Origin of the sequence: Microbacterium sp. NPDC058269 (genome assembly GCF_042881445.1) — a bacterium.
In the GTDB taxonomy this organism is placed as follows: Bacteria; Actinomycetota; Actinomycetes; order Actinomycetales; family Microbacteriaceae; genus Microbacterium.
This window is the reverse complement of the sequence record NZ_JBHVXT010000002.1, coordinates 196,549-223,547: the sequence shown is the minus strand read 5'-3', so window position 1 is coordinate 223,547 and position 26,999 is coordinate 196,549. Positions and strand designations below refer to the sequence as shown.

The 26,999-nt window shown below is 68.8% G+C and carries 26 protein-coding genes; 10 read left to right on the top strand and 16 right to left on the bottom strand.

Annotation, left to right across the window (positions count from 1 at the left end; genetic code table 11):
* Nucleotides 1–6 precede the first annotated feature (6 nt).
* Genes ACFVWL_RS09305 through ACFVWL_RS09285 form a run of 5 tightly spaced genes read right to left on the bottom strand, consistent with a single transcriptional unit; the run spans nt 7 to nt 6,174 of the window.
* Entirely contained in the window at nt 7–1,746 is a 1,740-nt protein-coding gene (locus ACFVWL_RS09305) for an acetyl/propionyl/methylcrotonyl-CoA carboxylase subunit alpha (RefSeq protein ID WP_387181494.1), read from the bottom strand.
* A complete protein-coding gene (locus ACFVWL_RS09300; RefSeq protein ID WP_387181492.1) occupies nt 1,743–3,326 on the bottom strand; it encodes a carboxyltransferase domain-containing protein in 1,584 nt (527 codons plus the stop codon). The genes ACFVWL_RS09305 and ACFVWL_RS09300 overlap by 4 nt, the downstream gene beginning before the upstream one ends.
* Nucleotides 3,326–4,126 (bottom strand): putative hydro-lyase, encoded by an 801-nt coding sequence (locus ACFVWL_RS09295; RefSeq protein ID WP_387181489.1) that lies wholly within the window; start codon nt 4,124–4,126, stop codon nt 3,326–3,328. The genes ACFVWL_RS09300 and ACFVWL_RS09295 overlap by 1 nt, the downstream gene beginning before the upstream one ends.
* A gap of 1 nt (nt 4,127) precedes the next feature.
* Nucleotides 4,128–4,892, bottom strand: coding sequence for a LamB/YcsF family protein (locus ACFVWL_RS09290; protein ID WP_387181486.1), 765 nt, complete (start codon nt 4,890–4,892; stop codon nt 4,128–4,130).
* A gap of 4 nt (nt 4,893–4,896) precedes the next feature.
* Nucleotides 4,897–6,174 carry an NRAMP family divalent metal transporter gene (locus tag ACFVWL_RS09285; protein WP_387181485.1) on the bottom strand — a complete coding sequence of 426 codons (1,278 nt, stop codon included), beginning with the start codon at nt 6,172–6,174 and terminating at the stop codon, nt 4,897–4,899.
* Nucleotides 6,175–6,347: 173 nt separating this feature from the next.
* Between ACFVWL_RS09285 and ACFVWL_RS09280 the strand changes: the two genes are divergently transcribed.
* Together ACFVWL_RS09280 and ACFVWL_RS09275 are read left to right on the top strand one after the other, a co-directional pair.
* Nucleotides 6,348–6,986 carry a GntR family transcriptional regulator gene (locus ACFVWL_RS09280; protein ID WP_387181482.1) on the top strand — a complete coding sequence of 213 codons (639 nt, stop codon included), beginning with the start codon at nt 6,348–6,350 and terminating at the stop codon, nt 6,984–6,986.
* 235 nt (nt 6,987–7,221) lie between these two features.
* Nucleotides 7,222–8,040 carry a matrixin family metalloprotease gene (locus tag ACFVWL_RS09275; protein ID WP_387181479.1) on the top strand — a complete coding sequence of 273 codons (819 nt, stop codon included), beginning with the start codon at nt 7,222–7,224 and terminating at the stop codon, nt 8,038–8,040.
* Nucleotides 8,041–8,110: 70 nt separating this feature from the next.
* Here ACFVWL_RS09275 and ACFVWL_RS09270 read toward each other — a convergent pair whose 3' ends face one another.
* A complete protein-coding gene (locus ACFVWL_RS09270; RefSeq protein ID WP_387181476.1) occupies nt 8,111–8,797 on the bottom strand; it encodes a TetR/AcrR family transcriptional regulator in 687 nt (228 codons plus the stop codon).
* A gap of 127 nt (nt 8,798–8,924) precedes the next feature.
* On the opposite strand from ACFVWL_RS09270, the gene ACFVWL_RS09265 reads away from it, so the two are divergent.
* Nucleotides 8,925–9,797 (top strand): DUF1266 domain-containing protein, encoded by an 873-nt coding sequence (locus ACFVWL_RS09265; RefSeq protein WP_387181474.1) that lies wholly within the window; start codon nt 8,925–8,927, stop codon nt 9,795–9,797.
* Nucleotides 9,770–10,831: a hypothetical protein gene (locus ACFVWL_RS09260; RefSeq protein ID WP_387181473.1), complete on the top strand. Its 1,062-nt coding sequence runs from the start codon at nt 9,770–9,772 to the stop codon at nt 10,829–10,831. Before ACFVWL_RS09265 ends, ACFVWL_RS09260 begins: the two co-directional genes overlap by 28 nt.
* An 80-nt stretch (nt 10,832–10,911) precedes the next feature.
* Here the strand turns inward: ACFVWL_RS09260 and ACFVWL_RS09255 are convergent, their stop codons facing one another.
* The 6 genes from ACFVWL_RS09255 to ACFVWL_RS09230 all read right to left on the bottom strand — a co-directional run bounded on the left by ACFVWL_RS09255 (nt 10,912) and on the right by ACFVWL_RS09230 (nt 17,399).
* Nucleotides 10,912–11,907, bottom strand: a complete 996-nt coding sequence (locus tag ACFVWL_RS09255) for a LacI family DNA-binding transcriptional regulator (protein ID WP_387183580.1) — start codon at nt 11,905–11,907, stop codon at nt 10,912–10,914.
* A 110-nt stretch (nt 11,908–12,017) separates the two neighbouring features.
* On the bottom strand, nt 12,018–12,554 hold the full coding sequence (locus ACFVWL_RS09250) for a DUF6578 domain-containing protein (RefSeq protein ID WP_387181470.1): 537 nt from the start codon (nt 12,552–12,554) through the stop codon (nt 12,018–12,020).
* Nucleotides 12,555–12,581: 27 nt separating this feature from the next.
* On the bottom strand, nt 12,582–14,012 hold the full coding sequence (locus ACFVWL_RS09245) for a GH1 family beta-glucosidase (RefSeq protein ID WP_387181467.1): 1,431 nt from the start codon (nt 14,010–14,012) through the stop codon (nt 12,582–12,584).
* 5 nt (nt 14,013–14,017) lie between these two features.
* Nucleotides 14,018–14,908: a carbohydrate ABC transporter permease gene (locus ACFVWL_RS09240; RefSeq protein ID WP_387181464.1), complete on the bottom strand. Its 891-nt coding sequence runs from the start codon at nt 14,906–14,908 to the stop codon at nt 14,018–14,020.
* Complete coding sequence (locus tag ACFVWL_RS09235; protein WP_387181461.1) at nt 14,905–15,993, bottom strand: carbohydrate ABC transporter permease; 1,089 nt, start codon at nt 15,991–15,993, stop codon at nt 14,905–14,907. The genes ACFVWL_RS09240 and ACFVWL_RS09235 overlap by 4 nt, the downstream gene beginning before the upstream one ends.
* A gap of 95 nt (nt 15,994–16,088) precedes the next feature.
* On the bottom strand, nt 16,089–17,399 hold the full coding sequence (locus ACFVWL_RS09230) for an ABC transporter substrate-binding protein (RefSeq protein ID WP_387181458.1): 1,311 nt from the start codon (nt 17,397–17,399) through the stop codon (nt 16,089–16,091).
* Nucleotides 17,400–17,637: 238 nt separating this feature from the next.
* On the opposite strand from ACFVWL_RS09230, the gene ACFVWL_RS09225 reads away from it, so the two are divergent.
* The 3 genes from ACFVWL_RS09225 to purQ all read left to right on the top strand — a co-directional run bounded on the left by ACFVWL_RS09225 (nt 17,638) and on the right by purQ (nt 19,331).
* Nucleotides 17,638–18,171: an adenine phosphoribosyltransferase gene (locus tag ACFVWL_RS09225; RefSeq protein WP_387181455.1), complete on the top strand. Its 534-nt coding sequence runs from the start codon at nt 17,638–17,640 to the stop codon at nt 18,169–18,171.
* A gap of 207 nt (nt 18,172–18,378) precedes the next feature.
* Nucleotides 18,379–18,627, top strand: coding sequence for a phosphoribosylformylglycinamidine synthase subunit PurS (gene purS / locus ACFVWL_RS09220; protein ID WP_387181453.1), 249 nt, complete (start codon nt 18,379–18,381; stop codon nt 18,625–18,627).
* A complete protein-coding gene (purQ, locus tag ACFVWL_RS09215; protein ID WP_387181451.1) occupies nt 18,624–19,331 on the top strand; it encodes a phosphoribosylformylglycinamidine synthase subunit PurQ in 708 nt (235 codons plus the stop codon). Before purS ends, purQ begins: the two co-directional genes overlap by 4 nt.
* A gap of 21 nt (nt 19,332–19,352) precedes the next feature.
* Here purQ and ACFVWL_RS09210 read toward each other — a convergent pair whose 3' ends face one another.
* Nucleotides 19,353–20,618 carry a hypothetical protein gene (locus tag ACFVWL_RS09210; RefSeq protein WP_387181448.1) on the bottom strand — a complete coding sequence of 422 codons (1,266 nt, stop codon included), beginning with the start codon at nt 20,616–20,618 and terminating at the stop codon, nt 19,353–19,355.
* A gap of 186 nt (nt 20,619–20,804) precedes the next feature.
* Nucleotides 20,805–21,233 (bottom strand): DUF1761 domain-containing protein, encoded by a 429-nt coding sequence (locus tag ACFVWL_RS09205; RefSeq protein WP_387181446.1) that lies wholly within the window; start codon nt 21,231–21,233, stop codon nt 20,805–20,807.
* 159 nt (nt 21,234–21,392) lie between these two features.
* On the opposite strand from ACFVWL_RS09205, the gene ACFVWL_RS09200 reads away from it, so the two are divergent.
* Together ACFVWL_RS09200 and ACFVWL_RS09195 are read left to right on the top strand one after the other, a co-directional pair.
* The gene (locus tag ACFVWL_RS09200) at nt 21,393–23,063 is read left to right on the top strand and encodes a glycoside hydrolase family 13 protein (protein WP_387181444.1); all 1,671 of its coding nucleotides are present in this window, start codon (nt 21,393–21,395) and stop codon (nt 23,061–23,063) included.
* An 85-nt stretch (nt 23,064–23,148) separates the two neighbouring features.
* Entirely contained in the window at nt 23,149–24,156 is a 1,008-nt protein-coding gene (locus ACFVWL_RS09195; protein WP_387181443.1) for a LacI family DNA-binding transcriptional regulator, read from the top strand.
* On the opposite strand, the gene ACFVWL_RS09190 is transcribed toward ACFVWL_RS09195, so the two are convergent.
* Nucleotides 24,153–25,796 (bottom strand): FAD-dependent oxidoreductase, encoded by a 1,644-nt coding sequence (locus tag ACFVWL_RS09190; RefSeq protein ID WP_387181440.1) that lies wholly within the window; start codon nt 25,794–25,796, stop codon nt 24,153–24,155. The two genes, ACFVWL_RS09195 and ACFVWL_RS09190, sit on opposite strands and share 4 nt — an antisense overlap.
* Before the next feature lie 259 nt (nt 25,797–26,055).
* On the opposite strand from ACFVWL_RS09190, the gene ACFVWL_RS09185 reads away from it, so the two are divergent.
* Complete coding sequence (locus tag ACFVWL_RS09185) at nt 26,056–26,343, top strand: metal-sensitive transcriptional regulator (RefSeq protein WP_387181437.1); 288 nt, start codon at nt 26,056–26,058, stop codon at nt 26,341–26,343.
* Between the two features lie 16 nt (nt 26,344–26,359).
* On the opposite strand, the gene ACFVWL_RS09180 is transcribed toward ACFVWL_RS09185, so the two are convergent.
* Entirely contained in the window at nt 26,360–26,989 is a 630-nt protein-coding gene (locus tag ACFVWL_RS09180; RefSeq protein ID WP_046746808.1) for a superoxide dismutase, read from the bottom strand.
* Nucleotides 26,990–26,999: the final 10 nt, after the last annotated feature.

Sequence of the window (26,999 nt, the reverse complement as noted above, 5' to 3'; positions counted from 1 at the left end):
AGAGTCTCAATCGATGACGGCGAGCACGGCGTCGGCGGCGACCATCGCGGACAGCTCTGCGCGCTGCGACAGGGTTCCGGCGCGATGCGCACCGACCGTGGTCTCCATCTTCATGGCGTCGAGGACCGCGACCGGCTCACCCTCCGCGACCTCGGCGCCGTCGTCGACGAGCCACCGCACGAGCGTGCCCGGCACCGGCGAGCGCAGTGCAGTCGGATCGGCCGTGGGCGCCGCCGCCGCAGGGCCCGCCGCACGCCCCAGACCCGCCAGCAATCCGGCAGGGAGGCCGAGCATCACGCGGCGGCCGTCGATCTCGACCGGGAAGCGCTGCAGCGCGGCATCCGACACGGCTGCAGGCCGCGACTGTGTCTCCAGCTTCGGCAGCAGGGCGCTCTCGATCCACTGCGTGTGCACCGCGAAGGTCGCCGTGGCGAACGCCTCCTCGTCGAGGGCCATCAGGTCGAACGGGATGACCGTCGCCGGGCCCTCCACCGCGAGCTCGCGCAGCGCCCGCCTCGCGCGCACGATGGCCGCGTCACGGGATTCGGCGTGCACGATCAGCTTGGCGATCATCGAGTCGAACGCCGACTGCACGACGTCACCCTCTTCGATACCGCTGTCCCAGCGCACGCCAGGACCGCCGGGGATCCGCAACCTCTCGACGCGACCGGGGCTCGGCAGGAAGCCGCGCCCGGGGTCTTCAGCATTGATGCGGAACTCGAACGCGTGCCCGACGGGGGTGGGCGTCTCGACGAACGACGGCCCGTCCCCGAACGCGATGCGGAACTGCTCGCGCACCAGGTCGACGCCGGTGACCTCTTCGGTGACCGGATGCTCCACCTGAAGCCGGGTGTTCACCTCGAGGAACGAGATGGTGCCGTCAGCCGCGAGAAGGAACTCCACGGTGCCGGCCCCGCGGTACTTCACCTCGCCACAGATCGACCGTGCCGCATCGTGGAATCGCGTCCGCTGCTCGACGGAGAGCCCCGGAGCCGGCGCCTCCTCGATGAGCTTCTGGTTGCGGCGCTGCATCGAGCAGTCGCGGTCGCCGACCACCACGACACCGCCCAGTCCGTCGCCGAGCACCTGCACCTCGATGTGTCGCGGGCTCTCGAGGAAGCGCTCCACGAAGCACTCTCCCCGCCCGAACGCCGCGATCGCCTCACGGGTGGCCGCGTCGAACGCCTCCGCGACCTCGGAAAGCTCGCGCACGACCTTGAGGCCGCGTCCGCCACCGCCGAACGCCGCCTTGATCGCGATGGGGAGACCGTGCTCCTGCGCGAACGCCACGGCTTCCTCCGGGCCAGCCAGCGGCTCGTCGGTTCCTGCGGCCAGCGGTGCGCCGACCTGCTGGGCGATACGCCGCGCGGTCATCTTGTCGCCGAGCGCATCGATGCTCTCGGGCGTCGGTCCGATCCAGACCAGCCCCGCATCCTCCACGGCCCGTGCGAACGTCGCGCTCTCCGACAGGAACCCGTATCCGGGGTGCACAGCGGTCGCACCCGACTGCTGTGCGGCGGCGAGCAGCGCATCCACGGAAAGGTACGTGTCGGCAGCGGTCGAACCCCCCAGACCCACGGCCTCGTCGGCCAGGCGCACGTGCAGGGCGTCGGCATCCTGATCCGCGTAGACCGCGACGGATGCGTATCCGGCTTCGGCGCAGGCGCGGATGACACGCACCGCGATCTCCCCGCGATTCGCGATCAGGACCCTCTGCGTGGTCGGCGCGGTCGACACGGTGGTCATGAGGACTCCTTGACGGTGAAACGAAGGCGCACGCCCGGAGCCAGTTGACCGGCGAGGTCGAGGCTGCGGTCCGTGAGTGCACCGATGATGGGGTATCCGCCGGTGAGCGGATGGTCGGGAAGGAACAGGACCGGCTGCCCGTCGGGCGGCACCTGGATCGCACCGGTGACGGCTCCCTCGCTCGGCAGTTCGCCTCCGAGCGCGCGCTCCAGCGGCACCTCGCCCTCGAGTCGGATGCCGACGCGATCGGAGCGCGGGGTGACGGTCCACTCCTGGCCAGTGAGGGCCGCGAGGGCCGCAGCCGTGAACCAGTCGTCGCGAGGGCCGAGCGTGATCTCGAGGTCGACGAGCTCTCCGGGTGCGGGAAGCTCGCGCGGCATGACGGCCGGCTCGACAGCATGCCGACCGGCGTCGCCGACCGGGAGCACGACGCCGGCTGCGAGAGGTACCGGGCCGAGTCCCGCGAGGGTGTCGGCAGCACGGCTGCCGAGCGCGGGGGCCGCATCCAGTCCGCCGCGAACGGCGACGACGTAGCGCAGCCCACGCTCGGGGTGGCCGAGGGTCAGCTCGTCGCCGTCGACCGTGGCGAAGGGCTCACCGTGCGCGACGGGTCGCTGTGCGCCGCCGGCCTCCTGCAGCGTGAGCGAGCCGAAGGCCCCCGTGACAGCGGCCACGCCGGAACCTCGGAACCGCAGCACAGCGCCCCCGACGCTCTCGAGCACGGCGGCCTCGGTCGCATTGCCCACCGCACGGTTCGCGTCGCGCATCGCCCGGCGGTCGGCCGCCCCCGACGCCGAGACTCCCAGGGCCGCATAGCCCGGACGCCCGGCATCCTGCACCAGCAACTGCAGCGACGGACGCACGACCTCGACGGCAGCATCCGCGCCGGAACCGAGACCAGGTGCGTCGACCGCAGCAGCTCCGTTCCGATCGGGCGCTCCCGCGTCGAGCCTTCCCCCGTCGAGCCGAGCCGTGCCCCGCGTCTGCTCGAAGCGCACGGCGATTCCGGGAGAGAGCAGTGCCGGCGGGTTCCGATCGATGTCCCACATCACGGCATCCGTGCGTCCGATGAGCTGCCATCCCCCCGGGCTCTCGCGCGGGTAGACGCCGGTGAACTGTCCGGCGAGGGCGACCGCGCCGGCGGGCACGCGTGTGCGCGGCGACGAACGGCGTGGCACGTCGAACAGGGGATCGCTGCTCACCACGTATCCGAAGCCGGGGGCGAACCCCGAGAACGCGACCCGCCAATCCGCGGCGAGGTGGCGATTGACAAGCTCCTCCGCCGAGAGGCCCAACAGCGATGCCGCCTCGTCGAGGTCTTCGCCGTCGTACCGCACGGGCACGATGACCTCGCCGGTGCCCGGCAGATGCGCGGTGTCGATCTCGGTCGCAGCGAGCGCGATCGCAAGGTCGGACGCGGACACTCGAAGGGGGTCGAAACGCACGAGCACGGTGCGGGCCCCGGGAATGCGCTCGAGAACGCCGGGCACACCCTCCCACGCGAGGTTCAGACGCATCGCCTCGTCGAGGTCGTCCGCCTCGATCAGGAGCGCATGATCGGATGCCGTGAGGATGCGCATCAGACGAGGTACTCCGCATCCGGAACGTCGGTGATGAACATGTACCCGGGGGCGTGCGTGATCGCGAACGGCGGCTTCGAGGACATGATCGCGGCCTGAGGCGTGACGCCGCAGGCCCAGAACACCGGCACCTCGCCGTCGCGCACCTCGGGAGCATCTCCGAAGTCGGGATGCGCCAGGTCGTCGATGCCGAGCGCTCCCGGGTCACCGATGTGCACCGGGGCGCCGTGCACCGCGGGAGTGCGGCCGGAGATCTGCACGGCATCCGCGACGCGAGCCGCGGGGATCGGGCGCATCGACACGACCATCTCACCGCGCAGGCGCCCGGCAGGCACGCAGGCCACCGCCGTGCGATACATCGGCACGTTGCGGCCGAGCTCCTGATGGCGGATGGGGATTCCCGCCTGCACGAGCCCGGATTCGAAGGTGAAGCTGCATCCGATGAGGAACGAGACGAGGTCCGGGTGCTCCGCCCAGGCTGCGGTCGCGTCGGTGACCTCTTCGACCAGTTCGCCGTCACGCCAGATGCGATACCGGCCGATGTCGGTACGGATATCGCTTCCGGATGCCAGTCGTGACTCCACTGCGCCCTGCTCGATGACCTCGAGCACCGGGCACGGCTTCGGGTTCCGCTGCGCGAAGAGCAGCGTCTCGAAGGCCCAGTCGGCCGGCACCGCGATGAGGTTCGCCTGTGTCAGTCCGACCGCGACTCCGCTGGTCGGCTCGGAGTGCCCCGCCCGAATGGCGGAACGAGCCGCCCGGGCGTCGGCGAGCTGCTCGGCGGTGGCGAGAACGGTCATGTCAGGCGCTCACGAACGGCGCGATCGTGATGCCCGCTTCCTGCAGCATCCGCTTGGTCGCCGCCGCCATCGCCACCGAGCCGGGGCTGTCGCCGTGCACGCAGATCGACTGGGCGGCCACGGGCACGTCGGTGCCGTCGATCGCACGGATCACACCGTCGGCGGCCAGGCGCACCATGCGCTCGGCGACCGCGGCAGGATCGTGCAGAACGGCCCCCTCCTCGGTGCGCGACACGAGCTGTCCATCGGGCTGATAGGCCCGGTCCGCGAACGCCTCGGCGGCGACGGCGAGACCTGCGCGCTCGGCGACATCGAGCACGACGCCGCCGGAGAGCCCCAGCAGCACCAGGCTCGGGTCGATCGCGCGGATCGCCGCCACGACGTCTTTCGACTGCCGTTCGTCGCGCGCGATCGTGTTGTACAGCGCTCCATGCGGCTTCACGTACGACACCCGGCCGCCGACGGCGGCAGCGAGTCCCATGAGCGCACCGAGCTGGTACTCGACGTGCGCCTGCAGGGTGGCCGAGTCGATGTCGACCGTCGTGCGGCCGAAGTTCTCGTAGTCGCGGTAGCCGGGGTGCGCGCCGATCACGACGCCGCCCCGCACGGCGGCCGCGAGCGTCTCGCGGATGCCCTCGGGGCTGCCGGCGTGGAACCCGCACGACACGTTCGCACTGGTGACGAGGCGGAGCATGCTCTCGTCGTCGCTGACGATGCGGTCGGCGACGTTCTCGCCGAGATCCGAGTTCAGGTCGATGGATGTCATGCGATCACGCTCCGATTCCGAGGAAGGCGAAGATGGGGCCGACCGAGACGATACCCATGTACCAGGTGAGCAGGGTCACGAGCGTACCCGCGACGAGCAGCCACATCGGGTACTTCTTCGAGCCGAGCAGGTCGCGGCGGAACCAGCCGATGTACATGAAGACCGTGAGCCCGATCGGCAGGATGAGGCCGTTGAAACCGCCGACGAAGACGAGGATCGCCGCCGGGGCCGTGCCGATCGACAGGTACACCGCGAGCGACACCACGATGAAGGCGACGGTCGCGAGCTGCAGCGGCCATCCCCCCTTGAGCTTCTTGGTGAAGGTGGAGAGGAAGGTCGCGGAGGTGTACGCCGCACCGATGACCGAGCTGATCGCGGCGGCCCAGAAGATCGCACCGAAGATGCGGAGACCTGCGTCTCCGAGCACCGCGCCGAACGCCTGACCGGCCGGGTTCGCGCCCTGACCGGAGAGGTCGAGCGTGACGCCGGAGGCCACGACGCCGAGGATCGCGAGGAACAGCACGTAGCGCATGACACCGGTCACGAGGATGCCGTTGGTCGCCGCACGCATCACCGGGCCCGCGTGCTCCGGCCCTGTGTGACCGGAGTCGAGGTAGCGGTGGGCGCCGGAGTAGGTGATGTATCCGCCGACGGTTCCGCCGACGATCGTCGTGATCGTGGCGAAGTTCAGCTCGTCGGGAACGAAGGTCTGGCGCAGGGCCTCGCCGATCGGCGGTTGGGCGATGACGGCCACGATCACGGTCATCACGATCATGCCGATGCCGAGCACGACCAGCACGATGTCCATCACGGGTCCCGCCTTCTTCACGAGGAAGATGATGATGGCGAGTGCCGCGGTGACGATGCCGCCGAGCTTGGTGTCGATGCCGAGCAGCGCGTTCAGACCCAGTCCGCCACCGGCGATGTTTCCGATGTTGAAGGCCAGCCCTCCGATGACGACGAGCACGGCGATCAGGTGCCCGGAGAACGGGATGGCGCTGTTCGCGAGTTCGCCCGCACGCTTGCCGGAGGACGTGATCATGCGCCAGACGTTCAGCTGCACCGCGATGTCGACCAGGATCGAGATGAGGATCGCGAACGCGAAAGCCGCGCCCATCGTCGCCGTGAACGTGGCGGTCTGCGTGATGAAGCCGGGTCCTATGGCGCTGGTGGCCATGAGGAAGATCGCGCCGATGACGGCACTGCGGCCGGCGCGCTTCTTGGCGGATGAGAGGCGGGCTTCGTCTTCCGGGGAGAGGGAGGCGGTGGTCTGCTCTGACATGCGGGGGATTCCCATCGTCGTTGGTGGGTGTCGGGTGACCCCCAGTGTAGAACGGATAGAACCCGATTGTTCAACAATCATGTTACGACGGTGCTACAGCGCGGTTGCCTTCGTGTGAGGGTTTCCGGTCGGCTGCGGAGGATCCTGCCGCCCCGACGCCTACGATGAGGGTCATGAACCAGCAGGGCGTGCTCGCCGACGTGCTCCGTCAGCGCATCATCGACGGCGACTTCGCACCGGGGTCTCGGCTGTCGGAGTCGGCCCTCGCCGAGCAGTTCGATGTGTCGCGCAACACCCTCCGCGAAGCCTTCCGGGTGCTCGCGGAGCAGGGCCTCGTCGAGCACATCCCCCACCGCGGGGTGTCGGTGGCCTCCCCCACCATCGCCGACGTGATCGACATCTACCGCGCTCGCCGCGTGATCGAGTGCACGGCGCTGCGCCAGTCCGAGCCGGAGCACCCCGCCGTGCAGCTCATGCGCGACGCCCTGGCCGAGGCGGAGGAGCAGCTGCCACATGAGGACTGGCGGCGCATCGGCAGCGCCAACATGGCCTTCCACGACGGGATCGTCGCCCTCGCCGACAGTGCACGCCTCGCCCGCACCTACCGCGATGTCGCCGCCGAGCTGCGTCTCGTCTTCCTCGAGATCGACGAGCCACGATCCCTGCACGAGCCGTACGTCCGCCGCAACCGCGCGGTGCTCACGGCACTGCTGGAACAGGGCCCGGAGGCCGCCGCCGAAGAGCTCGAGCGCTACCTCACCGCCTCCGAGCGCAGCGTGCTGGGCGCCTTCGCCCGCATGGGTCACCCCTGACCCCTGACGTCTCGCGAAGGGGAAGGCCACTTTCGACCAGACCGGCGTTCGGTATTTCTGACCTGAGTGCAGGAATCTGTGAACGTGCCGGGAAATGCCTTGCCATCTCGTGAAAGGCATGGTTACCGTGAGCGGACTTCGGCACGATCGGCGGCGCAGAGTTGCTCCCCTTTCACGCCGGGGGCCGCGTGCCGAGGGGGCGCGCGGATCGTTCAGATCGAAAAGGACTACTACTTTGCGACTCACGAGAAAACTGGCGTTCGCCGCTACCGCGGCTGCTGCGCTCTGCCTCGGCACGGTCATCCCCGCTGCCGCCAATTCCGCACCCGACGCCGACGACATCCCCACCTTCCAGGAGTTCGAGGCGTCGACCTACCGAGACGTCGACGGCGCGTACGTCGTCAACGGAGACGAGGTGATCTCCAACCAGGGCGAGCTGCGGTCGTTCTACGAACAGCTCCTCGGCGCCGACCCCGTGACCAACGGTCTCATCGTCAACACGGTCAACAGCATCGACGACAAGTGGTCCGACGCGCAGGTGGCGAACCTCACCTACTGCGTCAGCACCGCGTTCGGTGCGCGTCACGCCGACGTCGTGAGCGCGATGGAGAGCGGTGCCGCACTCTGGGAGGCGGCATCGTCCAAGATCGACTTCATCTATGACGCCAGCGCCGACGCCAACTGCACGACGCGCAACAACGCGGTCCTCTTCTCGGTGGAGCCGGTGCAGACGACGCAGTACATCGCCCGGGCCTTCTTCCCGAGCACGGCACCGCGTCTGCAGAACGTGCTCATCGACGACTCGATCTGGACCCCCGGATCGTCCTGGACGCCGACGAACGTGCTTGGCCATGAGCTCGGCCACGTGCTCGGCTTCCGCCACGAGCACACCCGCCCCGAGGCCGGCACCTGCTTCGAGGACAACAACTGGCGTCCGCTGACGCCGTATGACTCGTCGTCGATCATGCACTACCCGCAGTGCAACGGGTCATCCGACGACTTGTCGATGACGAGCGTCGACACCGCCGGAGTCGTCTCCCTCTACGGGAACTGACGCCCTCCGGCGCTGACGGAATCAGCGGGGCCCGGTCGTTCTCGACCGGGCCCCGCGTTCATTCGACTCGTCAGGAGGCGCCACCCGGGTCCTGTCCACCCGACCGCAGCGCCGCCGTCGCCCTCGGCCGCGGTTCGCCGTCGCGGAGCGGAGCCGGCGGCGCGATCGATGTCGTCGGCTCGGGTAGCCCGTAGCGCCGGAACATCCAGCGCCGAGCCTCCTCGAGCGGATAGGTGTCGCCGAAGAGGGCCGACTTCACGAAGACGCCCTCGATCGTGCTGCGGAGCATCACCTCTTCGAGCGCCGGGTCATCCGCCCCGCGCGCGCGGAACAGGTCGCGAACCGCATCTTCCGCCGCGGTGGCCCCGGCTTCATGCCGCGCCTCCGATTCCGCGAAGAGCCGGTGCGTGGCCGGCTGCTGCTGCATCGCCAGCACGGCCCGCTGCAGGGGTATGGCATAGGCGGTCGCGGTGAGGGCACCATCGATCACGGCGGCGAGCATCTCGTCGGGCGTGCCCTCGACGCGGGCGAAGCCGAGCACGGTCTCGAACCAGCGATCGATCACGGCGGCGACGAGCTGTTCCTTACCGCCGAAGTGGTAGTTCACGAGCCCCTGGGCGACTCCGGCGCGCTTCGTGATCTCGGCGATGCTCGCCCCTGCGACACCGCGTTCGCTGAAGGCCTCGATCGCCGCCTGCAGGATGTTCTCCCTGGCACGTTCTCGGGCCAGCCGGTTCTGCTCGTCGGAGCGCGCCACGCGGCATCCACCTCCTGAGTCCCGCCGGTCTGTCTTTCGAAATCGCCCCCCTGCCGTATAGATTACTCACTGAATGTTCGTTCAATCTATGAACCGACACGGATTCACCCCTCCCAGGAGCACCACCATGCACTCTCTCGCGAGCGTCGACTTCAACAGCATCACCTCGATCTTCGAGTGGCTCGTCAGCCAGTGGTGGGCATGGGCGATCGTCGGCGTCGTGGTGCTGTTCTTCCTCGTGATCTGGATCCTGCCCGCGGCGAAGGTCAAGGCTTCGCCGGATCATCCCACGACCGGCGTCGAGGCCGATGAGATCGCCCTCGGCTTCCTGCAGATCGTGAACCTCCCCTCCGGGTACTGGAACGATCCGACCGCCTCGCTCCTCGGCGACCGCGAGAAGAAGGTCCTCATCGACCAGTGGGGCGTGCACACGCGCGACGAGTGGCTCGCCAACGTCGAACGCCTCAGCACCGTGCGTCGCCGCCGCGAGGTGTGGATGCTCTACCTCGCCGTCCGCACCGAGCTCGCCGAGCGTCTCGGCCGGGCGCCGAAGGCCAAGGAGTGGCTCGCCGCGATCGTGCAGGAGGGCGGGGACAAGCGCGACGCGCGCACCTTCGTCACCTCGATCGAGTACTCCGAGTCCGAGGTGCGCAAGCGCGTGGGGAAGGACATCGTCACCCCCGGCCTCTTCGTGAAGACCCTCGACGGCTACGGGATCGGTCAGGCCGTGGCCATGACGACCTGGGGCGTCGCGCTGGGACACGGTGACGTCGCCGAAGCACGGGCGATCATCCACCGCATCAACGTCGAGGGGCGCCCGGCGTTCGAGTCGTGGGCCGACTTCGGTCTGAGCTACATCGTGGGTCGCGTCATGCACTGGTCGGACGGCAACGTCGACGAGAAAGCGTTCGAGAAGTTCGGAGACGGCTGGTCCGACTTCCAGGCCGCTGCGACCGAGAAGCGCAACGGTCCGTGGGCGACACTGTCGTGGAGCCTGTAGCCGTAGACCTCGAACCGCTGCGACGAAGCGCCGGACTCCGCGACATCCTCACGTACGAACGCATCTGCGGGATGCCTCCGCATCGCCGGTTCCTGGTGATCCTGGTGGCCGTGCTGCTGTTCGCCGCCGCGATGCTGACGGGGCTGTGGTTCCTCGGACGCAGCGACATCCTCACGGTCGCGCCGGTCCTCGGGGTGTTCGTGATCGGATACACCGTGCTCGCCGCCGTCGGCTTCGTCTGGTGGGCCGTGGGACTGAGCCGGCGGGTGAAGGTCGCTGCCTTCGCCTGGCAGAACGGATGGTCATACGCCGACGCGCTCGATCGCACCCGCCGCCCCGGCGCCGCTTTCGCGCGGGTCGTGCACGGACGCGAGCGTGCGGTCATCGCCTGCGACGACGAGCGGATGCCGTTCGAGCTGGGCATGCACCATTCGGTCGCCCACGGACAGGAGCGCGCCACGATCCAGCGGCCGTTCGCCTTCATCGAACTGCCGCTGCCGGCATCCGTGCCGCACATCGTGCTCGCGAACCGCACGCGCAGCATCATTCCGACGCTCGGGCTCGGCCGCGGCGCCGCGCGGATGGACCTGGAGGGAGATTTCGCGAGGACCTTCCGCCTCATCGTGCCGGAGGGCTACCAGCAGGACGCGCTCTACATCTTCACCCCGGATCTCATGGCCCGCGTTCTGGACCTCGGATCGGGTGCCGAGATCGAGCTCGTCTCCGACCGGCTCTACGTGTACCTCCCCGCACGCACGCGATTCGACCGCGCCGAGACCATGGCGGCCGCTCTCGTGCTGGCCGAGGAGTTCCACCGTCGCTTCGCCGCACGTACCGAGTTGTACGGCGACGAGAAGGCAGGAGCCATCGCCGCCAGAGCGGGCGTCGCGGTGGGCCTGCGCGGCCAGCGTCTGGGCGGCCGGGGGATCTCCGTCTTCGCGGTGGCGGGCACGGCCGCGGTGCTGCTGTTGTCCGCCGGCGTCACCGCCTTCTCCCTGTTCGGCGGTGATCTGCTCAGCTCTTTGGTCGGCTGAGCCTCAAGACCCACGGCTGTGGGCCTGGCCCGGAGGGGGCGCCAGGGCCACAGCCGTGTTCATCCCGTCGAAGACTCCGCTCAGGCGGAGGCCCGGATCACCAGCTCCGTCGGCAGGATCGTCGTGGTCGGCGGCTCTTCGCCCGCGAGACGCGAGAGCAGAACCCGCGCCATGGCCTCGCCCTGGGCGTACATCGGCTGGCGCATCGTGGTCAGCTGCGGATCGGTCGTGACGGCGACGGACGAGTCGTCGAAGCCGACCAGGGCGATGTCCTCCGGGACGCGCACGCCCGCCGAACGCAGGGCGGTCAGCGCGCCACGGGCCATCAGGTCGCTCGCGACGAAGATCGCATCCGGCCGTCCGCCGTCGAGCAGGCGCCTGGCGGCCTCCGCTCCGCTGGCCTCGCTGTAGTCGCCCTCCTCCTCCGCATACGGGGTGAGTCCGGCATCCGCGAGAGCGGACCGGAACCCCTGCACGCGGTCTTCCGAGGCGACCATCGTGAGCGGACCCGAGATCGTGGCGATCTGCGTGCGGCCGATGTCGATCAGACGACGTGTGGCGTTCTTGGCCCCTGCCACGTTGTCGACGTCGACGACATAGTCGCCCTCGCGCCGGCGCACGGGGCGACCGCCGAAGACGACCGGCACGGCATCGGCTATCCGGTCGACGAAGGCGTCACTCGTGTGATGCGACACGATCAGCGCGCCGTCGACACCGCCGTTGCGCACGAAGCTGGTCATCTTGTCGCCGGGATCATCGCTCGCGATGAGCAGGTTGAGCAGGTAGTCCGAACCGCCGAGCGCCCCCGTGATGCCCGCGACGATGGCTGCGAAGAAGGGGTCGCCGAAGAAGCGGGTGGTGTCCTCGGGCACGATCAGGGCGATCGCGTGCGTCTGCCGTGAGGCCAGGGAGCGTGCCGCACGGTTGGGCACGTAGTTGAGCTCGTCGATCGCGGCGCGCACCGCAGCGAGTGCCTCCGGGCTCACGGCCGTCGACCCGTTCACAACCCGCGAGACGGTCGATCGGGAGACACCGGCGGCGGAGGCCACCTCTTCGATGGTCGCTCGGGGCGACATCAACGTACGCACTCTTCCATCGCCCTATTCTCACCGGTCCGCTCACTCTGCGCCGACGCTCGCGCTCCGAGTCGCGCAAATGGTCGCATCTCGGCCCCGGATACGACCATTCACGCGATTCGAGGGGCGGGCGGTGTCTCCTCGATGTCGACGAGCCAGCCGACCCGTTGGCGGCGGCGCTCCTCTGCCGGCGACTCCTCGGCATCAGCGGGTCGGGCGGACGGCCCGTGATGCTCGACGGCCGCGACCGGGATTCCTCCGACGGACGACAGTCGGGTCGTGCCGGGCACCCGTTCGATGCTGGACCCTTGCCGCGAGAACCTCGCCCCCGCGGACACGCCATCCGGAAGCCGCATCCTGCCGGACGGTCGGGCCCGGGCGAACGGGTCCACGAAGTGCTCGAACCTGCGCTCGACAACTTCCCGACTGGCCTCATGCACCGCGACGACTCTGCCGCGAACCCGATCCGCGTACTCCTCTTCGTGGTGCGACTCCAGTGCATCGACGGTGCCGGTCAGCTCCGCGCCCAACTCGTCGACCAGGACCTCCGGATCACGCGACCGGATGCCGAAGTCGACCTCGTCGCCGATCTCGAACGGTTCTCCGCAGCACGCCCATTCCCACGGCGTGAGCCACACACGCGTCATGCGGCCAGACTATCCCCGACGCTCGGATCAGAGCGCGCGGGCACCGATGATGCGGGCGTACTCCCGGCCGGAGTCCTTGAGCGTGCGCTCCTGGGTGTCGTAGTCGACGCGCACGATGCCGAAGCGCTTGTCGTAGCCCCACGCCCATTCGAAGTTGTCGAACAGCGACCAGTAGAAGTAGCCGCGCACATCGACGCCCGCTTCCGCCGCATCGAGCACGGCGCCCAGGTGCAACCGCAGGAACTCGGTGCGGTCGAGGTCGTGCACGCGCGTCTCGCCGCCTTCGACCACCACGACGTCGTCGTAGGCCGCACCGTTCTCGGTCATGTAGAGCACGGTGCCTGCAGGTTCGGCGTACTCGGTCCAGATCCGCTGCAGCACGCGGGTGAGCCCCTCTGGTTGCACCTCCCAGTTCTGCGCGGTGCGGCGCAGCCCCCGCTCGACCGCGTGGATGCCGTCACTCGACGGATACGGGCTGCGCCGCACGCGCTCGGTCTCGGGCTCCGCGGAGACCGGCTGGTCGACCGGGGCCGTGCCGGAGACGAGGTCGCCGTGGTAGTAGTTCACGCCCTGCGTGTCGATGTGCTGCGCGATGGTCTCGAGGTCGCCGGGGTAGACGGCCGCCTCGAATCGCGCGACGCCATCGGCGTCCACCGCGCGGATGTCTTCGACGATGTCGGCCGGGTAGCTGCCCCGGTAGATCGGATCGAGGAACCAGCGGTTGAACTGCCCGTCCACGCGACGAGCGGCATCGACGTCGGCTGGATTCTGCGGGTCGGCGGGGTCGGCGACCGTGTGATTCAGGGTGATGCCGAGGTTGAGCGACGCATCACGTCGGCGGAACTCCTGCACCGTCTTGCCGTGCGCGAGCAGCAGATGGTGCGAGGCGAGCAGGCCTTCGGCGATGCTCGTGTGCCCCGGCGCGTGCTCACCCGCCGTATAGGAGAGGAACGACGAGCACCACGGCTCGTTCAGCGTGGTCCACACGTTCACGCGGTCGCCGAGCGCGTCGTGCATGGTGCCCGCGTACTCGAGGAAGCGGTCGACCGTGTCGCGGTTCGTCCAGCCACCGGCATCCTGCAGCGCCTGGGGCATGTCCCAGTGGTACAGCGTCAGCCACGGCAGGATGTCGGCGGCGAGCAGCTCGTCGACCAGGCGCTCGTAGAAGTCGACTCCCGCCGCGTTGACGGCTCCGCCGTCCGGACGCACCCGCGACCACGACGTCGAGAACCGATACGTCTGCAGGCCGAGCTGCTTCATGAGAGCGACGTCCTGCGGGTAGCGATGGTAGTGATCGCACGCGACGTCGCCGTTCTCGGCTCCGATCACGGCACCCGGCTCACGCGAGAACGCGTCCCAGATGGATGCGGTGCGCCCATCCTCGAACGCGGCCCCCTCGATCTGGTACGCGGCGGTCGCGGCGCCGAACAGGAAGTTCTCGGGGAAGGAGCGGGTCATAGGGGTCATCCTTTCACCGCGCCCGCCATGATGCCACTGACCAGCTGGCGCCCGGCGACCACGAAGAGCACGAGCAGCGGAAGGGTCGCGAGCACCGCGCCGGCGAGCACGATCGAGTAGTCGATGTAATAGCCCGACTGGAGCTGGCTGAGCGCCGTCTGCAGGGTCGGGTTCTGCGGGGAGAGCACGATGAGCGGCCAGAGGTAGTCGGTCCACGCGGTCATGAAGGTGAAGAGTCCGAGGATCGCCATGGCCGGCCGTGCTGCGGGGAGCCCGACGGTCAGGAAGGTGCGGAACTGGTTCGCGCCGTCCATGCGCGCGGCCTCGATCAGCTCGTCGGGGATCACATCGACCAGGTACTGCCGCATGAAGAAGACGCCGAACGCGGTGACGAGAGTCGGCACGATGACGGCGCCGATCGAGCCCGTCCAGCCGAGCTCGCGCATCAGCATGAACAGCGGGATGATGCCCAACTGCGTCGGGATCGCCATGGTCGCGATGACGAAGATCATGAGCCCGTCGCGGCCCTTGAAGCGCAGCTTCGCGAAGGCGTATCCGGCGAGCGTCGAGAACGTGACCACCGAGAGGGTGATGATGCCCGAGATGAGGAACGAGTTGCCGAGAGCGAGCCAGAACGGGATCGCATCGAACACCTGGGCCGCGTTCGCGAAGAAGTTGCCGCCCGGGATCAGCGGGAGCGTCTCACCGCGCGTCGCGTTCGTGCCGCTCGCGACCACGACCGACCACCACAGCGGATACACGCTGCCGATGATGAACGCGGCCAGGAGCCCGTAGGTGAGGAAGCCGGGGCGGCTGCCGATACCGGCGGTGCCGGACGATGTGCTCCGGCGACGGCGGATCTTCTCGGGGACGCTCAGCGCCTGGGTGGCGGTCATCGCGCGTTCTCCTCGGTCGTGGTGGCGATCGTCGCTCCGGCGGCGGCTGCGGTCGCCGCCGTGGCGGCGGTGCGCGCCCGGCGACGGGCGGCGCGGTTCTTCGGTGCCTCTCCGGTGGAGATCCGCCGGGAGATCAGGAAGTTGATCACGCCGATGCCGACGATCAGCAGGAACAGCAGGATGGCGACGGCGGACGCTTCACCGAGGTTGCGGCGGAAGAACGCGAGCTCCCACAGGAACAGCACCGTCGTCTGGAACTGCCGGTCGCTGCCGCCGATCCCGCCGGCCGTCGACACGTCGAACAGGCGCGGCTCGGCGAAGACCTGCAGCCCGCCGATCGTCGCGGTGATGATGACGAAGATCAGGGTGGGGCGGATCGTGGGGATCGTGATCGAGAAGAAGCGGCGTGCAGCCCCTGCCCCGTCGAGCGCGGCGGACTCGTACAGGTCGCGCGGCACGGCCTGCATCGCCGCCAGCAGGATGAGGGCGTTGTAACCGGTCCAGCGGAAGTTCACCATGACCGCGATCGCGATGTGCGACAGCGCGGTGTTGTGCTTCCATTCCTGGTCGGCGATGCCGACCAGGTTGAGCAGGTTGTTGGCCAGGCCGTCGGCCTCGTTGAAGATGCTCGAGAAGATGATGGCGACGGCGACCGGGGTGACCACGAACGGGATGAGCACGCTCATGCGCCAGAAGGTCGGAGCCCGCAGTCCGCGGTCGAGGAGGTACGCGATCACGAGGGCCACGGCCAGCTGCGGGATCGCGGAGAGCAGGAAGATGCTCAGGGTGTTGCCGATCGAGTTCCAGAACATCGCATCGCCGAGGATCTCGACGAAGTTGCCGACACCGACGAACTCGCCCTCGCCCTCGAGCAGGTCCCACTCGTGCACGGCCACCCACACCGTGTAGAGCAGTGGGAACAAGCCGACCAGTCCGAACAGCAGGAAGAACGGCGAGATGTAGAAGTACGGCGAGGCGTTCTGGTCGAACCGTGAGACGCGGTGGCGCCAGGAGCGCTTCGGCGGAGCATCCGAAATAGTGGAGGCGGCGCGCTGCTGCTCCGCCGGCGGGGCGGTGAGAGTCATGGGGTGTCCTTGTCCCGGTGTTCCGAGGGTTTCCGGTCGCAGTTCCTGCCGCCGCCGTGGAGTGGAGGCGACAGGAACTGCGACCGGAAGGGATGTCAGCCGACGAGGTCGTTCAACAGACCGATGGCCTGGTCCCAGGCGCCCTGCGTGTCGGTCTCGCGACGGTCGAGACTGCTGAGCGCCGGACCGAAGACGTTCTCCTGGATGACCGAGTCATCGGCACCCTTGAACTGGGCGACGACACCCTTGGCGCGCTCGGCGAGGATCGCACCGGTCGGAGCATCGTTGAAGAAGGCGTTCGGCGTCGCATCGGAGGCGAGCGTCTCCTGCGCCTTGATCGTGGAGGGGAAGTTGCCGGCAGCTGCGGACTGCTTCACCTGCTGCTCGGGCTGCGTCAGCCAGTCGGCGAGCTCGGCGGCCGCCTTCTTGTGCTGCGACGACTCCGGGATCGACAGGAATGCTCCACCCCAGTTGGCCGCGCCTCCGGGGAACACGTCGGCGAAGTCCCATCCGGTCGATGCGTCACCGCCACCGGCCTCGACCTGACCCTGCACGACGCCGAGCATCCAGCCCGGGCACACGAAGGTCGCGAATGTGCCGTCGACGAACGACTTGCCGCCGTTCCAGTCCCACGCCGTCTGCGCGGCAGACTGGCCGCCTTCGGTCGCGGCGCCCAACAGCTCGAAGCGCTCCTTGAGCTCGGCGTTGTCCTCGACGTTCAGCTCGCCGTCGGTCGTGTAGTACCCCTCATCGAGCTGGTTGACCATGGCGTTCCAGACGAAGCCGGAGTGGTCGTACCAGGCCTTGCCCGTCTTCGCGGTGTAGTCGGCACCCACCTGGAAGTAGTTCTCCCAGTCGCCGTTCAGCAGCTCGGCGACGGACTCGCGGTCGCTCGGGAGACCGGCAGCCTCGAATGCGGCCCCGTTGTAGCAGATACCGCTCGGGCCGATGTCGGTGCCGTAGCCGATGACGCGGCCTTCGGCATCGGTCGCCTGGCCGTACTTCCAGTCGACCCAGTCGTCCTTGCGGTCCTCGATGCCGTAGTCGCGCAGGTCGACGAAGGTGTCGGAGACATCCATGATCGCGCCGAGCCACCCTTCCTCGATCGCGACGACGTCGCTGAGGCCGGAGCCGGCGGCGATCTTGGTGAAGGCATCGGTGCGGGCGTTGCCACCGGTGTCGATGTTGGTCGCCTCGATCTTGACGTTCGGATGCGCCTTCTCATACTCCTTGTAGAGATCTTCGTAGCCGAAGGTGCCGAAGGTGGTGACGGTCAGCGTGACCTCCTCGTCGGCGCTTCCTTCCGCAGCATCGCCGGTGCTGCCGGAGCAGCCGGCGAGGGCGAGGGCGGAGACGGATGCCACGGCGGCAGTCACGAGGATCCGGTTGCGGGCACGTGTGTTCACGGTTCACTCCTTTGTGGTGGTCGTGCGGTGTGTGTAGTGCTTCGGGACGCGTGTGGGAGCGCTCCCACGCGCTGAGGAGTCACTCTATGGGAGCGCTCCCACAGTGTCAAGCGGACCGGTGCGGGCTCGGAGCCGTTCACAACTCAGGAAGAACACGCGGTTCCTGCCGCCACAGGCCCACTTTCAATGAAACGGTCGCGTTTCTCCTGAGTTGCGCACGGAGGGGTAGCCTTGCTCGGTGCCCGAAGCCACGCTCTCCCCCGCCCTCGTCCGCGCCGAAGCCCTGATCCGCAACGTGCCAGACTACCCGCAGCCGGGCATCATCTTCCGCGACATCACGCCGCTCCTCGCCGACGCCGAAGCACTCCGGGTCACGACCGAGGCGATCATCGAGCCCTTCGCGGGCCAGTTCGACGTGATCGCGGGCGTCGAGGCGCGCGGGTTCATCCTCGCCAGCGCCGCCGCCATCGCCGCAGGTGTCGGCCTCATCCCGATCCGCAAGGCGGGCAAGCTGCCCCGGCCCGCGGCATCCGTCGACTACGCCCTGGAATACGGCACCGCGACGATCGAGATGCACGACGACCTGCCCGCGGGCTCCCGCGTGCTGCTCATCGACGACGTGCTCGCCACCGGCGGCACCCTCGCCGCGGGGCGCGAGCTCGTCGAACGCCTCGGCAGCCACGTCGTCGGCATCTCGGTGCTGTTCGAGATCGACGGCCTCGGCGGCCGCGAAGCAGTCGGCGACCTCCACACCGTCTTCCACTCTGCGTAGGGCGCTTCGCGCCCAGGACGCCACGGTCGTCGAGTGCACGGCTTCTCGCCGAGTGCACGGCATCCGCGCGCGCGTAAGCCGTGCACTCGTCAGCTAGCCGTGCACTCGACGCCGGGATGCGGGGGATGCGGGGGATGCGGCGAGGGAGAGGCTCGGGCGGGGCAGTAGACTGGGTCCGCCCCTCCGCCCGCGACTCTTGGAGCCGTCATGCCCACCATCGTCGTCGACGTCATGCCCAAGCCCGAACTGCTCGACCCGCAGGGGAAGGCCGTCTCCGGCGCCTTCGCCCGCCTCGGCATCGAAGGCTTCACCGACGTCCGCATCGGCAAGCGCTTCGAGCTCACCGTCGAGGGCGAGGTCACCGACGAGGTTCTCGCCGAGGCCAAGCGCATCGCCGACGAGGTGCTCTCCAACTCCGTGATCGAAGACGTCGTCGGCATCGAGGTCGCGGAGTGACCGTCCGCATCGGCGTCATCACCTTCCCCGGCTCGCTCGACGACCGCGACGCGCAGCGCGCCGTCCGCATCGCCGGCGCCGAGCCCGTCGCCCTGTGGCACGGCTCGCACGACCTCGAAGGTGTCGACGCCCTCGTCCTCCCCGGTGGGTTCAGCTACGGCGACTACCTGCGCGCCGGCGCGATCGCCGCGCTCTCGCCGATCATGAGCGAGGTCAAGGATGCGGCGGCGAAGGGCATGCCCGTCCTCGGCATCTGCAACGGCTTCCAGATGCTCGTCGAGGCGCATCTGCTCCCCGGCGGCCTGATCCGCAACAACCACCAGCACTTCGTGCGTCGCGACCAGAAGCTCACGGTCGAGAACTCCGACACCGCGTGGACCAATGCGTTCCGCACCGGCCAGGAGATCGTGATCCCGCTCAAGAACGCCGACGGCGGCTACATCGCCGACGAGCAGACCCTCGACCGCATCGAGGGCGAGGGTCTCGTGGCCTTCCGCTACGCCGGAGTCAACCCGAACGGCTCACTCCGCGACATCGCAGGCCTCACCAACGAGTCGGGCAACGTGGTCGGCCTCATGCCGCACCCCGAGCACGCCACCGAGGCAGGTTTCGGCCCCGACACCGCCGCCGCCATGCGCAGCGGTGTCGACGGACTCGACTTCTTCACGAGCGCCATCGCCGCGGTCGCCCGCGTCGCCGCGTAACCCCCAGGGGCGAACGGCAGGTCAGTCGACCGGCAGGGTGAACGGATTGTCGCCCACCGCCGCGAGCAGGTACCAGGCGGTCGCGCCCGTATGCAGGCTGGCGTAGTAGAGGTCGCCGAAACCGGAGTCGAGGCCGTCGTTCGAGGTCGCGACGATGCCTTTGCCGTCGCCGTTCGGGGCATCGCGCTGCGCCAGACGGATGCTGCTCAGCAGCGTCTCCGCACGGTCGGCATCGCCCGGTGCGTCACGCAGCTCGAGCGCGAGCGCGAGGTGCCCACTGCCCTCGAACCACGCCTTCGACACGTCGACCTCGCTGATCGAAGGTCCCGTGTAGGGGCCGTCGGTCGCGATGAGGTTCGCCAGCGTCCAGTCCAGCGCCGCGCCGTAGCGTGGGTCGCCGGTGGCGAGTGAACTCCACGTCTGCGCGTCCAGGGGAATGGGACGAGTGTTGGCAGTCGAGCCGTCGAGCCCGGTGCCGGTGTTCACGTGGCCGTCTGCGCCCTGCATCGCCGCGACGAAGTCGGCTGCGACCGCTGCCCGGTCGGACCACACCGCATCACCGGTGAGCTGTGCCAGCTGCGTGAAGAAGCCGGACACGTCGCTGTTGTGCTCCGTCGACTTCCAGGTCAGCGACGTGCCGTCCTCGAGCTGACCCCCGGTGTAGCCGTACGGGGCTCGATCCATGTCGGCCGTGTTGTCCTGGATCCACTGCCCCACGCGCAGCGCGCCGTCGAGGTATCGCGAATCCCCGGTGGCATGGGCGAGACGAGTGAGCGCCAACCCGACCCAGGCCTGGTTCCCGGTGAAAGATCCGGGACCGGTGATCTCCACCCGCCCCTGACGGATGCCGTGCGGCTCGTAAGATGCCCGAGTGCGGCCGTCGCCGATCGGGTCGTTCTCCTGAACGAGGAGGAGCGTGTCACCGATCGCCCGCGCGCGGCGGAGGTCATCCGGCAGGCCGCGGGCGGTGTACGCGATGATGACGAGCGCGTCGTCGTAGACGAACGAGGGCGTGAAGTCCCAGCTCGGAGTGGTGAAGAACCCGCCCTCGTAGCTGCGCGGCAGGCAGTGGCCGGCTCCATCGCAGAACTCGTCGGTGCGCGCATCCAGGAACTCGTATGCCAGCGCGACGGACTGGGCGGGATCGAGAGGATTCGCCCCGGGCGCCTGGTCGTCGGAAGGCCGCGCGGCACCCAGAGCGGCGGGAGCCGCGCCCACGAGCACCGCTGCGGCGACGAGCGCGGCGGCTATCCCCCATGGCGCGGATCGGCGCGGAGAACCGGACATCGAGACCCCTCGGTCAGTACCGCGGCCCGTCAGCAGCACGCGGGCGACCAGGAGGCCACGACATCACACTGACAGTTCGGTCGCGCCCGCAGAAGCGGCGAAGGTCTAGGGATGCCTCGCCGATCGGCGAATCCGATCTCTGCCGATTCGACGGCCCCGGTCGGGGCGACTTCCGGGCCCCGGCCCCTACGCCAGAGCCGGCGGCCAGACTCCGATGATGAGCGCCATGATGACGACGGTGACCAGCTCGTGAGCGATGTTCAGGGTGGTGAGTCGGGTCGAGCGCCCCTCGAACGCGTCATGCGTGATGAACCGGGCGGCGGTGAAGCCCGCCCACAATGTGACCGCGGTGACGATCGCACCCCAGAAGTACGATCCGCCGTAGAAGTGCCAGGCGATCGAGGAGGCTCCGGCGAGCACCCACGCCGTGATGAAGCTCACGATGACCGTGGTGATGATCGGCCATGCCGCGGTCGCCGCCGGGCGGTCCATGTCCACGTTCGCGAGCTTCGACCAACGCGTGCCGAACACCTTCGGGGCGTACCAGACCGAGCCGACGAGCATGCTCGACGCGGTGGCCAGCAGGACCGCCCAGTAGTTGATCTCGGGAACCATGACAGCCTCCACTCATCGGATGCCTCACCATACTCCCGGGGTGCACCGCCGCGCGTGCGGCACGGCCGCACATCACTGACCACAGGCCCGACCCCGTCCGCCGAACCGATTCGATCCCGGCTCTGGCATGAATGTAAGCGTTTGCACTAGCCTGTTCCCATGGCACAGCTTGAGCAGATCGCAGCCCCCGGTTCCGAGTGGTGGCGCAGCGCCGTCATCTACCAGATCTACCCCCGTTCCTTCGCGGATGCCTCGGGTGACGGCATCGGCGACCTGCCGGGCATCACCAGCCGGCTCGACGCGCTGCAGGAGCTCGGCGTCGACGCGATCTGGCTGAGCCCGTTCATGACAAGCCCGCAGCGCGACGCCGGTTACGACGTGGCCGACTACCGCGACGTCGACCCGCTGTTCGGCACGCTCGCCGACTTCGACGACATGCTCGAGGCCGCCCATGCCCGCAACATCCGCGTGGTGGTCGACCTGGTCCCGAACCACTCGTCCGACCAGCACGTGTGGTTCCAGGAAGCATTGAAGGCCGCACCGGGAAGCCCCGAGCGCGCCCGCTACATCTTCCGCGACGGCAAGGGCGAGAACGGCGAGCTTCCGCCGAACAACTGGGAATCGGTGTTCGGCGGCGGCATGTGGGAGCGCGTCGTCGAGGCCGACGGCACCCCCGGCCAGTGGTACCTGCACATCTTCGACGCGACCCAGCCCGACTTCGACTGGACCAACGAAGAGGTGCGCGAAGAGTTCCGCTCCATCCTGCGCTTCTGGCTCGACCGCGGTGTCGACGGCTTCCGTGTCGACGTCGCCCACGGCATGATCAAGGCCGACGGTCTGCCCGACTACACGCCCCCGAGCGATGCCGACTCCATGGGCGGCGGGGAGTCGAACGTGCCGTACTGGGGCCAGGACGGCGTGCACGACATCTATCGCGACTGGCACCAGGTGCTCGCCGAGTACGACGGTGACCGTGCCCTGTGCGGCGAAGCCTGGATGCCGACGCTCACGCAGACCGCCCTCTGGGTGCGTCCTGACGAGATGCACCAGACCTTCAACTTCCCGTACCTGATGACCCCGTGGGACGCGAAGGCCCTGGGCGACGTCATCCGCGAGTCGCTCGACGAGTTCGGCCGCGTCGGCGCACCGAGCACCTGGGTGCTCTCGAACCACGACGTCGTGCGCCACGCCTCGCGCCTCGCGCTGACCGCCGACAACCCGCAAGGCGAGGGCATCGGCCCGAACACCCCGAGCAAGCCCGACACCGCGATCGGCCTCGCTCGCGCCCGTGCCGCGACCACGCTCATGCTGGCTCTTCCCGGTTCGTCGTACCTGTACCAGGGTGAGGAGCTCGGACTGCCCGAGGCCATGGAGATCCCGGACGAGTTCCGTCAGGACCCGACCTGGTTCCGCACGAACGGCGAGCGCTACGGACGCGACGGATGCCGCGTGCCGCTGCCCTGGGAAGCGGAGGCTCCGGCCTTCGGCTTCAACGACACGGGCCTGTCGTGGCTCCCGCAGCCCGCGGACTGGGCGGCCTACGCCCGCGACGTCGAAGAGGTCGACCCCGGCTCGACCCTCGCGCTGTACAAGCGGCTGCTGGCTGCACGCCGTGAGCACGGCTTCGGCAGCGGCTCCCTGGTCTGGGAAGACGCCGGCCCCGACGCGGTGGCCTTCCGCCGCGGCGACGTGCACGTGGTCGCGAACCTCGGCACCGCACCGATCGAGCTACCGGCCGACGCCTTCGTGATGCTGCAGAGCCAGCCGTTCGAGGGCGCGTCGATCCCGGTCGACACCGCCGTCTGGTACACCACCGCAACCCAGGCCTGATAGGCCCTTCCGGTCGCGATTCCTGTTGCTCACCCCCACGTGAGACGACAGGAATCGCGACCGGAACCTTTCGACAGAGGGAACCATGGCCAGCATCGATGAGGTCGCCCGGCTCGCCGGAGTCTCCACCGCGACCGTCTCGCGCGCACTGAGCGGACGCGGTCACGTGTCCGAGTCCGCTAAGGAGAGGGTGCAGGCCGCGGCGCAGTCACTCGGCTACGTGGTCTCCTCGCGCGCGTCGAGCCTGGCCTCTGGTCGCACCCGCAACGTCGGGGTGATCGTGCCCTTCCTCGACCGGTGGTTCTTCAGCACGGTGCTCTCCGGCGTCTCCGCCGCGCTCATGCGCGAGGGCTACGACATCACGCTGTACAACATCACCGCCGACAAGGACGTGCGCCGGCACGTGTTCGACACCTTCCTGCGTCGGCAGCGCGTGGACGCCGTGATCGCCGTGTCGATCGAGCTCGACGAGGACGAGACGCAGTACCTGCTCGACCTCGGGCTTCCCGTCATCGCGATCGGCGGCCCGAACCCCAAGCTCGACACGCTGACGGTCGACGACGTCGCGGTCGCCCAGCTGGCCACGGAGCACCTGATCAGCCTCGGCCACACCGACATCGCGCACATCGGGGCCAACCCGGAGTTCGACATCGACTTCCACATCCCGACCAATCGCCGCCTGGGCTTCGAGAAGGCTCTGGCGAAGGCCGGGATCCCCCTGAATCACGCCTTCCTCGAACCTGCCGACTTCACGGTCGAGGGCGGTTACCGGGCGGCGAAGCAGCTGCTCGGGCGGCCCGGCCCCCGCCCGACCGCGGTGTTCGCGGCGTCGGACGAGATGGCCATCGGGGCGCTGCTCGCGGCTCGCGATCTGGGCTTCAGCGTGCCCGAGGAACTGTCGATCGTCGGCATCGACGGACACGAGCTCGGCGAGTTCTTCCGCCTGACCACGGTCGATCAGTTCCCGCTCGGACAGGGCGAGCGGGCAGCGGACGCGGTTCTGGCGAAGCTCGCCACCCCGGATGCCGTGCACATCCCGTCTGCGCTTCCGTACGAGTTGAACGTGCGCGGCACCACCGCTCGCCTGGTCTAGCCCGGAAGCAGGGTGGCGTCGCGCCACGTGCGATAGCCGCCGTCGAGGTTGCGCACGTCGACACCGTGCTGCCGCAGCAGTCGGGTCGCGATGTGGCCACGCAATCCGACCTGGCAATGCACGACGACGGCCCCTTCGGGAAGGTCGTCGAGCCGGTCGCGGAGCTCGTCGAGTGGCACGTTCACGGCGCCGGGGATCGCTCCGGCCGCGAACTCCGACGACGAACGCACATCGACGAGAGTCGCGCCGGCCCGGCGCGCATCATCGAGCTCATGCCATTGGATCGTCGGGGTCGTGCCGGTACGGGTGTTCTCCGCAACGTAGCCGAGGATGTTCACCGCATCCTTCGCGGAGCCGAACTGCGGCGCATAGGCGAGTTCGAGGTGCGCCAGCTCGGCCGCGGTCAGCCCGGCGTGCATCGCCGTCGCCACCACGTCGATCCGTTTGTCGACGCCGTCGCGACCGACGATCTGCGCACCGAGGATGCGGTCGGATCGCGGGTCGGCGAGCATCTTCATCGACAGCGTCTCGGCACCAGGGAAATAGCCGGCGTGGGAACCGGGGTGCACATGCACGACGTAAAAGTCCCGTCCGGCGGCGCGGAGCTGCTTCTCGCTCCATCCGACCTTCGCCGCCGCGATGCCGAAAACCTCGACGATGCCCGTGCCCAGTGCAGGACGCGAGGACTCCTCACGACCGGCGATGAGGTCGGCCACCATCCGCCCATGCCGGTTCGCGAGTCCCGCCATCGTGATCAGTGCCGCGTCACCACCCACGAGGTCGGCCTTCTCTACGCCGTCTCCGACGGCGAACACGTCCGGAGCACTCGTACGGTAGGCCTCGTCGACGTGGATCCCCCCGGTCGCACCGATCCGGATGCCGGCGGCTTCGGCCAGCGCGGTCTCCGGCACGACGCCGGACGCGTCGATGACGAGCTCGGCGGGGACAGACGCGCCGTCGCTCAGCCCGACGCTTCCGCGACCCACCTCGGCGACCTCGACCCCGAGGCGCACGTCGACGCCGTGCGCGCGGATATCGGCAGCGATCGGGGCGGCCATCTCCGTGTCGAGGGGCGAGAGCAGTTGCGGCGCACGCTGCACGAGAGTCACGGATGCTCCGCGCGCGACGAGGTTCTCGACCGCCTCGAGACCCGTGTAGCCGCCGCCGACCACCACGACGGGAAGACCAGGGCGCACGAGCGCATCGATCGCATCCGCATCCTCGACCGTCCTCAGGCTGCGCGTCGGGATATCCGAGCTCGGCTCGTCCCGACGCGGCCGCGCGCCGGTGGCGAGGATCAATCGGTCATAGGGCTGAGTGAAGCGGCGCCCGCTCTCGCGGTCGACGACCTCGACGAGTTTCTGCGCGGTATCGATACGCACGACATCGTGACGCACGCGCACGTCGAGTCGGAAGCGGCTGTGCAGTGACGCGGGCGTCTGCAGCAGCAGTGAATCCCGCTCGGCGATCACGCCTCCGACGTAATAGGGCAGGCCGCAGTTCGCGTACGAGACCTCGGGTCCGCGCTCGAAGACCACGATCTGCGCGTGCTCGTCGAGACGGCGCAGGCGTGCGGCCGCCGACATCCCTCCGGCGACCCCACCGACGATGACGACGCGGAGCGGCTCGACGGCGGTCATCGCTGGAACAGCCGTGAGAAAAGGCCGCGCTGCCCCTGCTCCTTCGCGTGCCCGGAGCACCACTCGGAAGCCGGCACGGTGACCCGCACGGCATCGACGTGCTGACCGCAGCCCGCCCAAGTCGTCTTATCGCAGGTCTTGCATCGGACTGCTCTGCACATTGTTCTCGACTCCTCACTGATACCCCCGTGGGTATGCGTGCACCCACTATACCCCCGGGGGTATAGTGGGAATCCCAGCCGACACTCAGGGAGCGACCATGTCAACCGCAGACGCCGAGACCCAGCGCAGGATCGCCAACCGCCTCAAGCGCGCCCAGGGACAACTCGGAGCCGTGATCGCGGCGGTCGAGAGCGGAGGCGACTGCCGAGCGGTCGTGACACAGCTCGCCGCCGTCACCTCCGCGCTCGACAAGGCGGGCTTCCAGATCATCGCCTCCGCCATGAAGGACTGCCTGACCGACCCCGAGTCGGAGACGGAAGCGGCCACCGACACCGGTGGGGTGTCGATGGCCGAACTGGAGAAGCTCTTCCTCTCCCTCGCGTGAACCGCGGCGTCGCCGATCAGCTCGCGACGATGAGTCCCTTCGTCGCGGTGCGGGCCGCCTCGAATCGACGCTGCACGTCGGGCCAGTTCACGAGGTTCCAGAACGCCTTGACGTAGTCGGCGCGCACGTTGAGGTAGTCGAGGTAGTAGGCGTGCTCCCAGACGTCGAGCTGCAGCAGCGGGGTGACCCCGAGCGGCGCGTTGCCCTGCTGGTCGAACAGCTGGAAGATCACGGGGCGGGCGCCCACGCTGTCCCAGGCGAGCACGGCCCAGCCCGATCCCTGCACACCGAGTGCGGTCGCGGTGAAGTGCGCACGGAAGGCATCGATCGACCCGAATGCGTCGACGAGTGCGGCCTCGAGCTCACCCTCGGGAGCGCCGCCACCCTCGGGCGAGAGGTTCTGCCAGAACACCGAGTGGTTGATGTGACCGCCGAGGTTGAACGCGAGGTCCTTCTCGAGCTTGTTCACGTTGGCGAGATCACCGGCGCTGCGGGCCGTCGCGAGCTGCTCGAGAGCGGTGTTCGCCCCCGTCACGTAGGCCTGGTGGTGCTTGGAGTGGTGCAGCTCCATGATCTTGCCGGAGATGTGCGGCTCGAGGGCCGAGTAGTCGTAGGGCAGCTCGGGGAGCGTGTAAAGAGTGGACATGACGTCTTCC

What these genes read in the sequence shown, in the direction of transcription:
- ACFVWL_RS09305 (WP_387181494.1), bottom strand. Translation starts at nt 1,746, where the DNA reads ATGACCACCGTGTCGACCGCGCCGACCACGCAGAGGGTCCTGATCGCG.
- ACFVWL_RS09300 (WP_387181492.1), bottom strand. Translation starts at nt 3,326, where the DNA reads ATGCGCATCCTCACGGCATCCGATCATGCGCTCCTGATCGAGGCGGAC.
- ACFVWL_RS09295 (WP_387181489.1), bottom strand. Translation starts at nt 4,126, where the DNA reads ATGACCGTTCTCGCCACCGCCGAGCAGCTCGCCGACGCCCGGGCGGCT.
- ACFVWL_RS09290 (WP_387181486.1), bottom strand. Translation starts at nt 4,892, where the DNA reads ATGACATCCATCGACCTGAACTCGGATCTCGGCGAGAACGTCGCCGAC.
- ACFVWL_RS09285 (WP_387181485.1), bottom strand. Translation starts at nt 6,174, where the DNA reads ATGTCAGAGCAGACCACCGCCTCCCTCTCCCCGGAAGACGAAGCCCGC.
- ACFVWL_RS09280 (WP_387181482.1), top strand. Translation starts at nt 6,348, where the DNA reads ATGAACCAGCAGGGCGTGCTCGCCGACGTGCTCCGTCAGCGCATCATC.
- ACFVWL_RS09265 (WP_387181474.1), top strand. Translation starts at nt 8,925, where the DNA reads ATGCACTCTCTCGCGAGCGTCGACTTCAACAGCATCACCTCGATCTTC.
- ACFVWL_RS09255 (WP_387183580.1), bottom strand. Translation starts at nt 11,907, where the DNA reads ATGTCGCCCCGAGCGACCATCGAAGAGGTGGCCTCCGCCGCCGGTGTC.
- ACFVWL_RS09250 (WP_387181470.1), bottom strand. Translation starts at nt 12,554, where the DNA reads ATGACGCGTGTGTGGCTCACGCCGTGGGAATGGGCGTGCTGCGGAGAA.
- ACFVWL_RS09245 (WP_387181467.1), bottom strand. Translation starts at nt 14,012, where the DNA reads ATGACCCGCTCCTTCCCCGAGAACTTCCTGTTCGGCGCCGCGACCGCC.
- ACFVWL_RS09240 (WP_387181464.1), bottom strand. Translation starts at nt 14,908, where the DNA reads ATGACCGCCACCCAGGCGCTGAGCGTCCCCGAGAAGATCCGCCGTCGC.
- ACFVWL_RS09235 (WP_387181461.1), bottom strand. Translation starts at nt 15,993, where the DNA reads ATGACTCTCACCGCCCCGCCGGCGGAGCAGCAGCGCGCCGCCTCCACT.
- purS (WP_387181453.1), top strand. Translation starts at nt 18,379, where the DNA reads ATGCCCACCATCGTCGTCGACGTCATGCCCAAGCCCGAACTGCTCGAC.
- ACFVWL_RS09210 (WP_387181448.1), bottom strand. Translation starts at nt 20,618, where the DNA reads ATGTCCGGTTCTCCGCGCCGATCCGCGCCATGGGGGATAGCCGCCGCG.
- ACFVWL_RS09205 (WP_387181446.1), bottom strand. Translation starts at nt 21,233, where the DNA reads ATGGTTCCCGAGATCAACTACTGGGCGGTCCTGCTGGCCACCGCGTCG.
- ACFVWL_RS09200 (WP_387181444.1), top strand. Translation starts at nt 21,393, where the DNA reads ATGGCACAGCTTGAGCAGATCGCAGCCCCCGGTTCCGAGTGGTGGCGC.
- ACFVWL_RS09195 (WP_387181443.1), top strand. Translation starts at nt 23,149, where the DNA reads ATGGCCAGCATCGATGAGGTCGCCCGGCTCGCCGGAGTCTCCACCGCG.
- ACFVWL_RS09190 (WP_387181440.1), bottom strand. Translation starts at nt 25,796, where the DNA reads ATGACCGCCGTCGAGCCGCTCCGCGTCGTCATCGTCGGTGGGGTCGCC.
- ACFVWL_RS09185 (WP_387181437.1), top strand. Translation starts at nt 26,056, where the DNA reads ATGTCAACCGCAGACGCCGAGACCCAGCGCAGGATCGCCAACCGCCTC.
- ACFVWL_RS09180 (WP_046746808.1), bottom strand. Translation starts at nt 26,989, where the DNA reads ATGTCCACTCTTTACACGCTCCCCGAGCTGCCCTACGACTACTCGGCC.